This is a genomic window from Kribbella sp. NPDC049584 (genome assembly GCF_040675555.1).
GTDB lineage: Bacteria > Actinomycetota > Actinomycetes > Propionibacteriales > Kribbellaceae > Kribbella.
In genome coordinates this window covers 305,582-318,205 of sequence record NZ_JBFAPF010000004.1, presented here as the reverse complement: position 1 = coordinate 318,205, position 12,624 = coordinate 305,582, and the positions used below count along the sequence as shown (strand labels likewise).

15 protein-coding genes and 1 pseudogene are annotated in these 12,624 nt (G+C 67.9%); 5 read left to right on the top strand and 11 right to left on the bottom strand.

The window, feature by feature from the left end:
- Positions 1-113 precede the first annotated feature (113 nt).
- Positions 114-1,598: an LCP family protein gene (locus tag AB0J62_RS17780; RefSeq protein WP_363871403.1), complete on the top strand. Its 1,485-nt coding sequence runs from the start codon at positions 114-116 to the stop codon at positions 1,596-1,598.
- 12 nt (positions 1,599-1,610) lie between these two features.
- Positions 1,611-2,609 carry a glycosyltransferase family 2 protein gene (locus AB0J62_RS17775; protein ID WP_363871997.1) on the top strand — a complete coding sequence of 333 codons (999 nt, stop codon included), beginning with the start codon at positions 1,611-1,613 and terminating at the stop codon, positions 2,607-2,609.
- Here AB0J62_RS17775 and AB0J62_RS17770 read toward each other — a convergent pair.
- From AB0J62_RS17770 to AB0J62_RS17745, 6 genes are read right to left on the bottom strand one after another with little or no spacing between them, the layout of a single operon-like run.
- Positions 2,606-3,382, bottom strand: a complete 777-nt coding sequence (locus AB0J62_RS17770; protein WP_363871400.1) for an ABC transporter ATP-binding protein — start codon at positions 3,380-3,382, stop codon at positions 2,606-2,608. The two genes, AB0J62_RS17775 and AB0J62_RS17770, sit on opposite strands and share 4 nt — an antisense overlap.
- Before the next feature lie 4 nt (positions 3,383-3,386).
- Positions 3,387-4,277: an ABC transporter permease gene (locus AB0J62_RS17765; RefSeq protein ID WP_363871397.1), complete on the bottom strand. Its 891-nt coding sequence runs from the start codon at positions 4,275-4,277 to the stop codon at positions 3,387-3,389.
- A 42-nt stretch (positions 4,278-4,319) separates the two neighbouring features.
- Positions 4,320-5,021 carry a tyrosine-protein phosphatase gene (locus tag AB0J62_RS17760; protein WP_363871393.1) on the bottom strand — a complete coding sequence of 234 codons (702 nt, stop codon included), beginning with the start codon at positions 5,019-5,021 and terminating at the stop codon, positions 4,320-4,322.
- A gap of 5 nt (positions 5,022-5,026) precedes the next feature.
- Positions 5,027-5,695, bottom strand: coding sequence for a hypothetical protein (locus tag AB0J62_RS17755; RefSeq protein WP_363871390.1), 669 nt, complete (start codon positions 5,693-5,695; stop codon positions 5,027-5,029).
- Between the two features lie 50 nt (positions 5,696-5,745).
- The gene (locus AB0J62_RS17750) at positions 5,746-6,066 is read right to left on the bottom strand and encodes an AzlD domain-containing protein (protein WP_363871387.1); all 321 of its coding nucleotides are present in this window, start codon (positions 6,064-6,066) and stop codon (positions 5,746-5,748) included.
- Complete coding sequence (locus AB0J62_RS17745) at positions 6,063-6,749, bottom strand: AzlC family ABC transporter permease (RefSeq protein ID WP_363871384.1); 687 nt, start codon at positions 6,747-6,749, stop codon at positions 6,063-6,065. Before AB0J62_RS17745 ends, AB0J62_RS17750 begins: the two co-directional genes overlap by 4 nt.
- A gap of 70 nt (positions 6,750-6,819) precedes the next feature.
- On the opposite strand from AB0J62_RS17745, the gene AB0J62_RS17740 reads away from it, so the two are divergent.
- Positions 6,820-7,374, top strand: coding sequence for an XRE family transcriptional regulator (locus AB0J62_RS17740; RefSeq protein WP_363871382.1), 555 nt, complete (start codon positions 6,820-6,822; stop codon positions 7,372-7,374).
- Between the two features lie 85 nt (positions 7,375-7,459).
- Here the strand turns inward: AB0J62_RS17740 and AB0J62_RS17735 are convergent, their stop codons facing one another.
- Entirely contained in the window at positions 7,460-8,290 is an 831-nt protein-coding gene (locus AB0J62_RS17735) for an SAM-dependent methyltransferase (protein ID WP_363871379.1), read from the bottom strand.
- Between the two features lie 164 nt (positions 8,291-8,454).
- Between AB0J62_RS17735 and AB0J62_RS17730 the strand changes: the two genes are divergently transcribed.
- Positions 8,455-9,330: a helix-turn-helix transcriptional regulator gene (locus AB0J62_RS17730; protein WP_363871376.1), complete on the top strand. Its 876-nt coding sequence runs from the start codon at positions 8,455-8,457 to the stop codon at positions 9,328-9,330.
- Here the strand turns inward: AB0J62_RS17730 and AB0J62_RS17725 are convergent.
- On the bottom strand, positions 9,327-9,818 hold the full coding sequence (locus AB0J62_RS17725) for a helix-turn-helix domain-containing protein (protein ID WP_363871373.1): 492 nt from the start codon (positions 9,816-9,818) through the stop codon (positions 9,327-9,329). The two genes, AB0J62_RS17730 and AB0J62_RS17725, sit on opposite strands and share 4 nt — an antisense overlap.
- Positions 9,819-9,824: 6 nt before the next feature.
- On the opposite strand from AB0J62_RS17725, the pseudogene AB0J62_RS17720 reads away from it, so the two are divergent.
- A pseudogene (locus AB0J62_RS17720) lies at positions 9,825-10,268 on the top strand (GNAT family N-acetyltransferase); the annotation flags it as partial.
- A gap of 78 nt (positions 10,269-10,346) precedes the next feature.
- Here AB0J62_RS17720 and AB0J62_RS17715 read toward each other — a convergent pair.
- Genes AB0J62_RS17715 through AB0J62_RS17705 form a run of 3 tightly spaced genes read right to left on the bottom strand, consistent with a single transcriptional unit; the run spans position 10,347 to position 12,452 of the window.
- Positions 10,347-11,465, bottom strand: a complete 1,119-nt coding sequence (locus tag AB0J62_RS17715; RefSeq protein WP_363871370.1) for an epoxide hydrolase family protein — start codon at positions 11,463-11,465, stop codon at positions 10,347-10,349.
- Positions 11,455-11,799: an extradiol dioxygenase gene (locus tag AB0J62_RS17710; protein WP_363871367.1), complete on the bottom strand. Its 345-nt coding sequence runs from the start codon at positions 11,797-11,799 to the stop codon at positions 11,455-11,457. Before AB0J62_RS17710 ends, AB0J62_RS17715 begins: the two co-directional genes overlap by 11 nt.
- A gap of 38 nt (positions 11,800-11,837) precedes the next feature.
- A complete protein-coding gene (locus tag AB0J62_RS17705) occupies positions 11,838-12,452 on the bottom strand; it encodes a helix-turn-helix domain-containing protein (protein WP_363871364.1) in 615 nt (204 codons plus the stop codon).
- Positions 12,453-12,624 lie beyond the last annotated feature (172 nt).

The window sequence follows — 12,624 nt, the reverse complement described above, 5'->3', positions numbered from 1 at the left end:
TCTCCGGATCCGCCTCCGCCCGAACCAGCGCGTACTGCGGCACGTCATACCAAAGTGACAGTGAGGGACAAGGTACGGTCGGAATCAGACCGGTTGGAGAACGGAAGGACGTCATGCCGCAGGAGAAGCCAGACCTGCGCAATCTCCGCGAACCGGTCCGGTTCAAGCGGGCGCTGACCCTGTTGTTGATGACGCTGATCCTGCCGGGATCGGCGCAGATCGTCGCGGGCAGCCGGCGGGCCGGCCGCTGGGCCTGGCGGGTGGTCTTCGGCCTGATCGCGATCATCGTGTTCCTGATCGTCCTGGGCCTGATCTGGCGCTCGGGGACGATCAACTTCCTGGCCCGGCCCGGGACGCTGCGGCTGGTGCAGATCACCCTGATCGTGCTCGCGGTCGGCTGGGCGGCGCTGTTCATCGACGCGTACCGGATCGCGCAGCCGCTCACGCTGGAGCGCAATCACCGCCTGATCACGAGCATCCTCGACGGCGCGCTGATCTTCGTCGTCGTCGGCGCACTGATCTACGCGAGTGTGATCGTGAACACCCAGCGCGACTTCGTCGCCAGCGTGTTCGGCAGCGGGAAGTCCTCGAAGGCCGAGAAGGGCCGCTACAACGTCCTGATGATGGGCGGCGACTCCGGCGCGGACCGGATCGGCACCCGGCCGGACAGCATGACGGTGGCCAGCATCGACGCGGACACCGGCCGGACCGTCCTGATCGGTCTCCCGCGGAACCTGGCCAAGGTCCCGTTCCCGGCCGGTACGGCGATGGCGAAGCAGTTCCCCGACGGCTTCAAGTGGGACAAGTGCGCCGCCGAGTGCCTGCTCAACGCCGTCTACACGTACGCCGCCAACCACAAGGCCCTGTTCCCCGGCGACCCGAACCCGGGCGAAACCGCCACCACACAGGCGATCGAGGCCGTCACCGGGCTGAAGATCAACTACTTCGTGCTGATCGACCTGGCCGGGTTCCGCGACCTGCTCAACGCGGTCGGCGGGATCACGCTGGACATCGGCAAGCGGGTCCCGATCGGCGGCGGCAGCTCCCCGATCAAGGGCTACATCGAGCCCGGCAAGAACCAGCACCTGGACGGGTACCACGCGCTGTGGTTCGCCCGGTCCCGGGCCGAGTCGTCGGACTACGAGCGGATGGCACGGCAGAAATGCGTGATGTCCGCGATGCTGAACCAGCTGTCGCCGCAGACCGTGCTGACCAAGTTCCAGGGCATCGCGTCGGCCAGCAAACAGGTGGTCAAGACCGACATTCCGGCCGGTGAGCTGGGAACGTTCACCGATCTCGCGCTGGACGCGAAGAAGCTCCCGGTGTCAAGCTTCTCCGCGGTCCCGCCGTTGATCCACACCGGCGACCCGGACTTCGCGCTGATCCGGACGAAGGTCGCCGAGGCGATCGCCAGGTCCGAATCGCTGGACAAGGGCGGCTCAGGAGGAGACGGTAAGACCTCGACCACTCCGCGTAGTACCACGAGCAACCCGAGTAGTAGTACGACGAAGAAGCCGAGCTCCACGAAGAAACCCACCACCTCTCCGACCACACCCGCCACCGGCGTCGACGACGTCGCATCGATCTGTAAGGCCTGACCTGATATGCCGCTGTCCCACTGGCCACCCGTTTCCGTCGTGATGCCCGTGCTGAACGAGGAACGCCATCTCGAGGAGGCGGCCGGCCGCGTCCTCGAGCAGGACTACCCCGGTGAGCTGGAGGTCGTCCTCGCGATCGGCCCGAGCAAGGACCGGACCCAGGAGATCGCGGACAAGCTGGCCGAGAAGGACCCCCGGATCACCATCGTCCCGAACCCGACCGGCAAGACCCCGGCCGCGCTGAACGTCGGCATCGCCCACGCCAAGCACGACATCCTGGTCCGGGTCGACGGGCACGGCGCGCTCACCGACGGGTACATCACCCGCGCGGTCGAGGTGCTGGAGGAGACCGGCGCGGACAACGTCGGCGGCGTGATGGCGGCGGAGGGCCGGACGCCGACGGAGATGGCAGTCGCCTGCGCGTACCGCTCGCGGCTGGGCCTGGGCGCGTCCACGTTCCACCAGGGCGGCAAGGCCGGACCGGCCGACACCGTGTACCTCGGCGTGTTCCGGCGGGCCGCGCTGGAGCGGGTCGGCGGCTTCGACGAGACCATGCACCGGGCCCAGGACTGGGAGCTCAACTACCGGATCCGCAAGACCGGCGGGCTGATCTGGTTCACCCCGGACCTCTCGGTCACCTACCGGCCGCGCTCGTCGCTGTCCGCGGTGGCGAAGCAGTTCTTCCACACCGGTCAGTGGCGCCGCGAGGTCATCCGCCGGCACCCGGAGACCGCCAACAAGCGGTACCTCGCGCCGCCGGTCGCCGTCATCCTGCTGGCCGTCGGCACGATCCTCGGCATCGTCGGCCTGGCCACCGGCGTCAGCTGGCTCGACCTCGGCTTCATCGCGCCGCTGGGCTACGCGCTGCTGCTGATCTTCGGCTCCGCGATGGAAGGCCGCTACCTGCCCTGGAAGGCGCTCTTCTGGATGCCGCTGGTCTGCGCGACCATGCACATCTCGTGGGGCCTCGGCTTCCTGATCGGCCTCCGCGAGAAGCCGAAGGCCGTCTAGCCGGCCCGAGTCGACGCGATATAGGCCTCGACGACCTCTTTGACGGGGCCGTCGAGGCGGAGTACGCCCGCGTCCAGCCAGATCGCGCGGTTGCAGGTCTCCTGGACCACGTCGAGGCTGTGGCTGACCAGGAAGACCGTGCCGGCCTGGTCGCGGAGCTCCTTGATCTTGCGCTCGGACCGCACCCGGAACTCGGCGTCGCCGGTGGCCAGTGCCTCGTCGACGAGCAGGATGTCGTGCGTCTTCGCGGACGCGATCGCGAACTTCAGCCGCGCCGCCATCCCCGACGAGTACGTCGACATCGGCAGGTCGATGAAATCGCCGATCCCGGAGAACTCGACGATCTCGTCGTACCGGCGCTGGACCTCGGCCGGGGACATGCCCATCGCGAGGCAGCCGAGGACCACGTTGCGGTCGCCGGTGAGGTCGTTCATCATCGCCGCGTTCACGCCCAGCAGCGACGGCCGCCCGCCGGTGTAGACGGCGCCGGACGCGGGCGGCAGCAGGCCGGCGATCGCACGCAGCAGCGTCGACTTCCCGGAGCCGTTGCGGCCGATCACGCCGATCGCGTCGCCCTTGTTCGCGGTGAAGCTCACACTCTTCACCGCGTGGACTTCGCGGATCGTCGGCCGGTCCTGTCGTTTCAGGATCCGCCGGAGCGCGGTGGCCGCCGTACCCTTGCCGCCCTGGCCGGCGATCACCTTGTAGATGATGTCCAGGCGGTCGGCGATGACAGTGGGCTCAGCCGTTGAATCAGCCGTTGAACCAGACATCGAATCAGCCGCGGCCATAACGGTCCTCCGCCCGCCAGAAGTACCAGAAGCCGCCGGCCAGCATCACGAACGACCAGACGATCGCGATCGTCCAGGCGTGCGGCAGTTCGTTCTGCTTGTGCTCCTGGAGCAGCGATCGCCGGACGATGTCGATGTACGCCGAGATCGGGTTGAACGCGAGCACCTGGACCACCCAGCTCGGGGCGTTCAGCTGCTCCAGCTTGGACGGCAGCGAGAAGAAGATGCCGGACGCGTACAGCCAGGTGCGGGTGACGAACGGCAGCAGCTGGGTGATGTCGGAGACGAACGTCCCGATCCGCGCGAAGACCAGCGTGATGCCGATGTTGAACATCATCTGCAGCAGCATCGCGGGCACGATCAGGAACCAGCGCCACGCCGGGCCGTCGGTGAACCCGACCACCACGAACAGGATCGCGAGCGAGACCAGCATCTGGTTCAGCTCGTTCAGCACGTAGGCGAGCGGGAGGGTCGCGCGGGGGAAGTGCAGCGTGCGGATCAGCGACAGGTTCAGCGCGAGTGAGCGGGAGCCCTCGGTCATGCAGCGCTGCGTGAACGTGAACACGAAGATCCCGCTGAGCAGGAACGCGACGTAGTTGTCGATCCCGTTCTTGGTGCCGAGCAGGACGCCGAAGGCGAGGTAGTACACCCCGGCGTTCAGCAGCGGCGTCAGCACCTGCCAGATCGAGCCGAGGCGCGCTCCGGCGTACATGGCGTAGGTGCGTGCGGTGGCGTAGCTGAGGACGAACTGGCGACGGCTCCACAGCTCACGGAGATACGAGCTGAGCGGGGGGCGGATCGAGCTCTTGGAGAGTCCGTAGCGTTCGGCCAGCTCGGCCGGGCTGGTCATCCCGGTCGGCTCTGCGGCGGTCGGCATTGCGCCAATGTACTGCGCTGTGTGATCCCGCCGTGACGCAGGTCAGCCCACTAAGCGGGCTCTCAGCTTGCTCAGATCCTCGTCGGTGAGACCACCGTGCCGCAGGTATGCCTCCGGTCCGCCGTACTTCGTGTCGAGGTGGCGCAGGATCGCGACGATCGACTCGGCCCGGGTGTCGCGGAACTCGATCATCTCCGGATGCTTGGAGGTGTCTGGCTCGGCGGCCAGCTGCTCCTCCAGCCACGGCGCGAGCCGCTCCTGGGTCAGGAAGTAGTCGGCAACGATCTCTTCCTCCGGTACACCGGCGACGCTGAGCGCCAGCGCGACGACCATCCCGGTCCGGTCCTTCCCGCCGTGGCAGTGCACGACGACCGCGCCGTCCTCCTCGTCCGCGATCGCCTTCACCGCGGCCGCGAACAGCTCCGGCCGCCGATCGAGCATCCACGTGCACGCCTCGACGATCGTCGGCTGCCCGTGCTCCGGATCCGCCGGATCCTGCAACGCCTGCCGCAGGGCCAACGGCGTACCGGTGAACGGCGTCGGGTACTCCGCGACCTCGCCATCACCCCGCAGATCAAGAATCCGCCCCACCCCGGCCCGCCGTACGGCGTCGACACCGTCGTCGGTCAGGTACTGCAAACTGTCGGCCCGAATCAGCACGCCCTCCCGCACAACCCGCCCATCAGCAGTCCGCAACCCACCCACATCACGAACATTCCGGCACCCCGCCCACTCCAGATCCATCGCGGTCACCGGTCCTGGGGGCGGTCGGGGTTCGGGCCCGGGTTGTACGGCGGGGGCGGGGGGAAGAGCCGGCTCGGCTGTTGGGGATAGCCGGGCTGGGGATAGCCGGGGGGTGGGTAGTTGCCTGGGGCACCTGGTTGGTGGGGGCGGTTGCGGCGCGACTTGCGGACGGCCCAGATGATGAGGAAGACGATGCCGAGGCCGGCGAAGATCAGGAACGAGAAGACCGCGCCGAGGATCGACAGCACGAATGCCACGATCGACGACTTCGGGCCGGCGGCGTACGTCGCGCTGGTCTCGTCGTCGGTGCACGAGATGCTGTAGACCCCGGCCGGCACGGGATGCTCCGACCGGGCGACGACGTACCAGCTGTCGCCGTTGATCGTGATCGTCTCCGAGCCGGTCTCCCGTTGGAGCGGTACGTCGTTGCCGTCGGCGTCCTGCGCCTTGCACGGCGGCGTCAGCACCGGGACCGACGAGTAGATCGTCAGCCCCTCCTCCTTCAGCTCGACCCGCCCGGACTCGATCGGCTGCGGCGTCTGCGGCACCGTGACCACGATCCGCCAGACGAAGAACCCGACCAGCACCGCACCGACGACGAAACAGGCGATGGCGATCATCGGAAGTACCGACTTCTTCGGCGCTGGCATCGGCAGGCCTGGCTGCATGGTCATGCCCGCACGGTACCTGTTGGGCGGACTGCCACGGCCAGCTCGGCAGCCGCCTACGGCACGCCGAGCAACCTGAGCCCGGCCGCGGTCGCAGCTGCGGCCACCACCACCAGCACGAACGGCGCCTTCCGCCAGGCAAGCACGCCTCCGACCAGCACTCCTGCCGGCCGCGCAACGCCCGCCGGCCCGTGCCCATCCATGAGCGCCGAAGTCGCGACCAACGCGGTCAGCAACACAATCGCAGCCACCGCCAGCACCTGCTGTGCCCGCTCCGGCACCTCGAACCGGCTTCGCAGCGCGGGCCCGGCGAACCTGAGCGAAAAGGTGCCGACAGCAAGCACCATGATCCCCACCAACAGCACCGGGGTATTCATCGACTCACCTCCAACGCACCCTTCGGCGCCCGGTAGAACAGCAACCCCACCAACGCACACAGCACGGGCAGGCCGGCTGGCAGGAACGGCGTTGCGGCCAAGGCGACCACGACACCGACAAGAGCCGCCGTACGCGTCGAGCGATCCCGCAGCGCCGGCAGCACCAACGCGAGCAACACCGCCGGGAACGCCGCATCCAGCCCAAACGCGTCCGTGTCGGTGATGACCGAACCGGCTAACCCGCCCACTACGACGCCGATGTTCCAGCAGACGAAGATGCCGAGGCCACCGGCCCAGTACGCCGCCCGCTTCTGCTCCAACTCGCCCTGCCCCATCGCGAACGCGACGTTCTCATCGGTCATCACGTGACTGCCCGCGAACCGCCGCCACCCACTGCCGATCACATCGCTGACCGCCAGGCCGAACGGGATGTGCCGGGTGTTGACCAGCAGCCCCGCGATCATCGCCGCGATCGGGCTCCCGCCGGCCGCGACGATCCCGACGAACAGGAACTGCGACGCGCCCGCGAAGACCACGATCGACAGCAGGATCGGCACCCACAACGGCAGGCCGCCGCCGACGCTGATCGCGCCGTACGAGAGGCCCACGACGCCGTCGGCCAGGCAGACCAGGCCGATGTCGCGGGCGAGTCGCCGGTCGAGTGTTCGCCAGATCGAACGCATGAGCATTATGATGAACAACAACCCCGCCGTTCGTCAAGCCGAACAAGCAGACCGATGGAGCGAACACGCGATGGACAACAGGGCACCACTGGACGTGATCGCCGCGTCCCTGCGTCGGCACCGGGCCCGCACCGGGCTCTCCCTGACCGAGGTGGCGAAACGCGCCGGCGTCGCCAAGTCCACGCTGTCGCAACTGGAGTCCGGCACCGGTAACCCCAGCGTCGAAACCCTGTGGGCGCTGGCCGTTGCGCTCGACACCCCGTTCGCGGCACTGCTCGATCCGCCGCGCCCGAAGGTCCAGATCATCCGCGCCGGCGAAGGCCCCGCCATCTACTCCGACCAGGCCGACTACAGCGCCACTCTGGTCGCCTCCAGCCCACCGAACGCCCGCCGCGACATCTACCGCATCGTCGCCTCCCCCGGCCCCGGCCGAAAGTCCGAGTCCCACATGCCCGGCGTCGTCGAGCACGTCATCCTGGGCTCCGGCCGAGCCCTAGTCGGCCCCACCGACGACCCGATCGAACTCTCCCCCGGCGACTACATCGCCTACCCCGGCGACCTCCCCCACATCTTCCAAGCCCTAGAGGAAGGCACAGCAGCAACGCTCGTCTCCGAGCACGTGTAGCGCCAACTGCTCAGCCCGGTAGTGCGTCGGCGGCGGAGACAGCACGACGCCCGGGACCGCGAAGGGTCCCGGGCGTCACGGCGTACTAGCTCTTGCGGCCGACCCCGCCGACGATGCACTCCTCGACCTGGTTCAGGGGCTTGAGCCGCGGGCCGTCCGGCCACCAGTCGTCGCAGAGCACCAGGCCTGGGGCGACGAGCTCCTGATCGGGGAAGAACTCCATCAGCTCCTTGCGGGTGCGGAACCGGCCGCTGCCCATCGGGCTGTGGATGAACTTCTCCTCCATCTTCCGGGCGACCTCGGAGTGCTCCGGAGTCTCCGGGTTGTAGAAGTGTGAAATCACCGTGTACGACCCGGGCACCACCGCGTCGACGTACTTCTGCATGATCTGCGCGCCCTCGGTGCCGATGTAATGGTGCAGCGTGCCGGCCTGCACCACGGCGATCGGCTGGCTGAAGTCGAGGAAGTCACGCACCTCCGGCTTACTCAGCACCTCGTCCGGATCGAAGATGTCGGCGCTGACGAACAGCGTGTTCTCGTTCTCCTCGAGCAGGGCGCGGCCGTGCGCGAGCACCACCGGGTCGTTGTCGATGTAGAGCACCTTGGCCTCGGGCTGGATCCGCTGCACGACCTGGTGGGTGTTCTCGGCGGTCGGCAGACCGGACCCGCAGTCGAGGTACTGCGTGATACCGGCCTGGCCGGCCAGGAACCGGCACGCGCGGATCAGGAAGTTCCGGTTCGACCAGGCCAGGTCCTGGGCCTGCGGCGCCGCGGCCTGGACCCCGCGCAGTACCTCGCGGTCGACCTCGAAGTTGTCCTTGCCGCCCAGGAAGGCGTCGTACACCCGGGCGATGCTGGCCCGGCTGGTGTCGACGCCGACCGGGATCGAGCTTGGCGCTTTGGTGGCATCGACCATCGGTGAACCTCGCAGAGAGTGATCGGGAGTCTGTGCGACCGACTCTACCGAGAGTGCGGCGCACTGAACACATCGTGTCGGCGCGTGCGGTATGGACACGTTCACGATCCGTTATGGAATGATCAACTGCTGCACACCGAATCACAGCTGCTGGGAGGCCAGAGGTGACCGAGCCGGGCGCGTACGGCGGTCCGACCGCCCTGCGCATCATGCTTGGTGTGCATCTGCGTCGTCTCCGCGAGGAAGCCCAGATCAGCCGTACCGACGCGGGCTGGGCGATCCGCGGCTCGGAGTCCAAGATCAGCCGGCTCGAGCTCGGCCGGGTCGGCTTCAAGGTGCGCGACGTCGACGACCTGCTGACGCTCTACAAGGTCGAGGACGAACAGGAGCGCGATCGCCTGCTGACGTTGGCCCGCGAGGCCAACAGCCCGGGCTGGTGGCAACGGTACGACGACCTCACACCGCAGTGGTTCCACTCGTACCTCGGCCTCGAGATGGCGGCGGACCTCATTCGTACGTTCGAGTTGCAGTTCGTGCCGGGGCTGCTGCAGACACCGGAGTACGCGCGGGCCGTCGTACAACTCGGCCGGCAGGACCTCCCGTTGGCGCGGGCCGAGCAGGATCGCCTTGTTTCGTTGCGGATGAGCCGTCAGGACGTGCTGACGCGGCAGCGCCCGGCGCGACTGTGGGCAGTCATCGACGAGGCAGTACTCCGGCGTCCGATCGGCAGCCCGGCGATCCTCAAAGCCCAACTCGAGCATTTGATCGACGCGTCGCGACGGCACAACGTCACGCTGCAGATCATCCCGTTCTCCAAGGGCGGTTACACAGCGACCGGCGGCGCGTTCACCCTGCTCCGTTTCAACGACGCCGACCTTCCGGACATCGTCTACATCGAACACTTGACCAGCGCGGTCTACCTGGACAAGCGCGAGGAACTCGACACGTACGTCGTCACGATGGACGCCGTCTCGATCACCGCCGCCCAGCCCCGTGAAACCGAAAGCCTGATCCGTCAGGCGATCGACCGCTTACCCTAGCGCCGCCGGGCGCCCGGGCCGGGGCGGAAGGCAACTTCCCTCGGGGCCGGCTCGTGGCCGGCCTCGCAGTGCATGGTCACGGTGACGCGTTCGCCGCAGTCGCCACGGTGACGTGGCTCGATCGGTGCGCCGGCGGCAAGCGGAAGGTACTCATCGCCCCACTGGATCATTGCCACCAGCACCGGGTAGAGGTCCATCCCGGCCTCGGTCAGCCGGTACTCCGACCTCTCGCGCTGGCCGGGCAACCGGTACGGATGCCGGCGGATCAGGCCGCGCTCGATCAGCGCGGCGAGGCGCTCGGTGAGGACCTGGCGCGGGATGCCGGCCCGGGCCCGGATGTCCTCGAACCGCCGCACGCCGACGAAGATCTCGCGGAGAACGTGAAAAGTCCACTTGTCGCCGAGGATTTCCATCACCCGGGAGATCGTGCAGTTCTCCGTGGACCAGGTCATCGCCTCGGGCATCTGCTCACTAACGGCCGTACTCATGGGTTCATGATAAGTCCGCTTGACAGACTCAGCCAAGCAGGCAACGCTGAATCCGTGAACCAGACTCAGGCGAGACCGCCACTCGTCCGTCGCGCCGGCGAACCCGACGCGGACGAGCTGGCCAGGATGCTGTCGGGGCTGACCGACCTCAGCCGCTACTTCCGCTTCCAGACCGCGATCGGTTCTCCCCCGCGCGCCGCGCTGCTCCTCCGCCTGTTGTGCCCCACCGGCGCGGCCTTCGTGGCAACGCGCGAGGACACGATCGTCGGCCACGCGATGTGGGCCTGGGCACCCGGTGAGTGGACGGCCGAGCTCGCGGCCGTCATCGGGGAGGACGATCAGCGCCGCGGGCTCGGGATCCGGATGCTGGCGATCGCGGCCGCGGACGCGATCGCAGCCGGCGCGAAGCATTTTCTGTTCGTCGTGAGTGCGGCCAACGAACGGTCGATCCGGATGGTACGTCGTCGGTGGCCGGACGCGAGCGTCGAGCGCGACGGCACACTGCTCACGTTCGTCGCACCGGCCCGGCTACCGGACCAACCGGAAGAACGCCCGGATGTCGTCGACGAGCAGGTCGGGAGCCTCGAGGGCGGCGAAGTGCCCGCCACGGCTGAACTCCGACCAATGGACGATGTGGTGCCGGCGGTCTAGCACGCGGCGGATGGCCGGATCCGTCGGGAAGACCGCGACGCCCGTCGGCACGCTCGGCCGGATGGCGTCGGCGGCGCGGCGATTCTCGTAGTACAGGTTGGCAGACGTCGCGCTGCTGTTGGTGAACCAGTAGATCGAGACGTCCGTGAGCAGGTGGTCCAGGTCGACCGCCTTCTCCGGCAGCGCGTGCTCCGGATCGGTCCACTCCCAGAACTTCTCCAGGATCCACGCCAGCTGCCCGACCGGCGAATCGCTCAACCCGTACGAGACCGTCTGCGGACGCGTCCCCTGCAGGTCGGCGTACCCGGTCCCGACCGCACGCAACCGCTCAGCCGCGGCCAACCGTTCGCGCTCTGCATCGGTCTGGACATCACCTGGCTCGACCTCAGGAAACGCCAGTCCGCCGTTGATATGTACGCCGACCACGTGCTCCGGATCGAGCTGTCCGAGGAGCGGCGAGACGACCGATCCCGTGTCGCCACCTTGCGCGCCGTACCGCTCGTACCCGAGCCGGCTCATCAACTCCGCCCAGGCGCGCGCGATCCGCCCGTGGTTCCAGCCGTCCTGCAACGGGACCGAGAAGCCGTGCCCCGGCACGGACGGCGCGACGACATGAAACGCATCCCGCGGATTCCCGCCGTACGCCGATGGATCGGTCAGCGGGCCGAGCACTTCGAGGAACTCCGCCACCGATCCGGGCCACCCATGGGTCAGCATCAACGGCAACGCATCCGGCTCCGGCGATCGCACGTGCAGGAAGTGGATCGTCTGCCCGTCGATCTCGGTCGTGTACTGCGGATAGTCGTTGAGCCGCGCTTCCCAGACCCGCCAGTCATAGGCCGCCCAACGCTCGGCGACCCGCTGCAGGTAATCCACCGGGACGCCGCGCTCCCACCCTTGTCCAGGTAGTTGCCGGGGCCAACGAGTTTGCCGGAGCCGCTCCCGCAGCGCGACAACCTCCGCCTCCGGTACCGCGATCCGGAACTCAGAGATCATGCGCCCGCGGGTGCAACGGCTCGTACAACCCGACCTGACCCCCGCCAGGCAACCGGAACGACGTCAGCACGCCCCACCGCATCCGCTCGACCGGCCCGAACTCCACCCCGCGGCCGGTCAGGTCGGCCATCGTCTGCTCGAGGTTGTCGCACATCAGCAGCAGCTCGTGTGACGCTGCCGCGGCCGGGTGCACCGCCACCTCGGCGGGCGGCAATTTGAAGATCAGCCAGCCGGATCCCGCATCCACCGACGGATACTCCAGCACATCGGCGAAGAACGCCCGATCCGCCTCGGCGTCAGTGCTGTAGATGATCACATGCGCTCCGTTGATCATCTACAGCACTGTAGCCACCTCAGCCCCGCCAGGTCAGCTCAGGAAGTCACCGGGGCGGTCAGCAGGCCGACGATGCCGTCGATCAGGCCGTCGGCCATCTCCTGCCAGGACGCCCGCGCCGTCGGCGTACCCTCGGCCTGCGCCCGCTCGAACTCCGCCGTCATCTGGATGATCAGATGCCGGGCCATGTCACCACGCTCCATCCGAACCGCCGGCGGAAGCTCCGCGAGGTGTTCGGCGAGCCCTTCGATGACACGCTGCAGGGTCGGTGAGTTCAGCGACTCCTGGAGCTGGATCTCGCGCAGCAACGGGTCGTACATCAGCTGGGCGCTGAACCGCGCGAGCCAGCTGGGCGGACCCAAGCTGCTCATGTGGTCGGTCGCCGACCGGACCAGCACCGTCACCCAGTCCCTGACATCCGGATCGGTTCCGAGCTCCGCGATCAGCTCGCGGCGCCGATCCTCGACCGGCACCGCATGCTTGCGCACGATCTCCCGGATCAGGTCGGTCTTGGTCCCGAAGTGGTAGCCGACCGCGGTGTTGTTGCCCTGCCCGGCCGCCTCGCTGATCTGCCGGTTCGACACCTCGTGTACGCCGCGCTCGGCGAACATCCGCTCGGCCGTCGTGAGGATCAGGTCCCGCGTCGCACTCACCCTCGCGGATCGATCCGTCTTCGACATCATCATCGCCACATCACCCTTACCTCCCGCAGCGCCACCGGTCCGAGGTCGTGTCGCTGTCGGTCATTGCCCACTACCTCCGCGCGGGTGCCCCTCCAGCTTGCCTCGCGGACTTGTTTAAGTCAACTGCCTGACTTAACGTGTA

Coding starts and splice junctions, on each gene's coding strand:
- AB0J62_RS17780 (WP_363871403.1), top strand. CDS start 114: ATGCCGCAGGAGAAGCCAGACCTGCGCAATCTCCGCGAACCGGTCCGG.
- AB0J62_RS17770 (WP_363871400.1), bottom strand. CDS start 3,382: ATGTCTGGTTCAACGGCTGATTCAACGGCTGAGCCCACTGTCATCGCC.
- AB0J62_RS17765 (WP_363871397.1), bottom strand. CDS start 4,277: ATGCCGACCGCCGCAGAGCCGACCGGGATGACCAGCCCGGCCGAGCTG.
- AB0J62_RS17760 (WP_363871393.1), bottom strand. CDS start 5,021: ATGGATCTGGAGTGGGCGGGGTGCCGGAATGTTCGTGATGTGGGTGGG.
- AB0J62_RS17755 (WP_363871390.1), bottom strand. CDS start 5,695: ATGACCATGCAGCCAGGCCTGCCGATGCCAGCGCCGAAGAAGTCGGTA.
- AB0J62_RS17750 (WP_363871387.1), bottom strand. CDS start 6,066: ATGAATACCCCGGTGCTGTTGGTGGGGATCATGGTGCTTGCTGTCGGC.
- AB0J62_RS17745 (WP_363871384.1), bottom strand. CDS start 6,749: ATGCGTTCGATCTGGCGAACACTCGACCGGCGACTCGCCCGCGACATC.
- AB0J62_RS17740 (WP_363871382.1), top strand. CDS start 6,820: ATGGACAACAGGGCACCACTGGACGTGATCGCCGCGTCCCTGCGTCGG.
- AB0J62_RS17735 (WP_363871379.1), bottom strand. CDS start 8,290: ATGGTCGATGCCACCAAAGCGCCAAGCTCGATCCCGGTCGGCGTCGAC.
- AB0J62_RS17725 (WP_363871373.1), bottom strand. CDS start 9,818: ATGAGTACGGCCGTTAGTGAGCAGATGCCCGAGGCGATGACCTGGTCC.
- AB0J62_RS17715 (WP_363871370.1), bottom strand. CDS start 11,465: ATGATCTCTGAGTTCCGGATCGCGGTACCGGAGGCGGAGGTTGTCGCG.
- AB0J62_RS17710 (WP_363871367.1), bottom strand. CDS start 11,799: ATGATCAACGGAGCGCATGTGATCATCTACAGCACTGACGCCGAGGCG.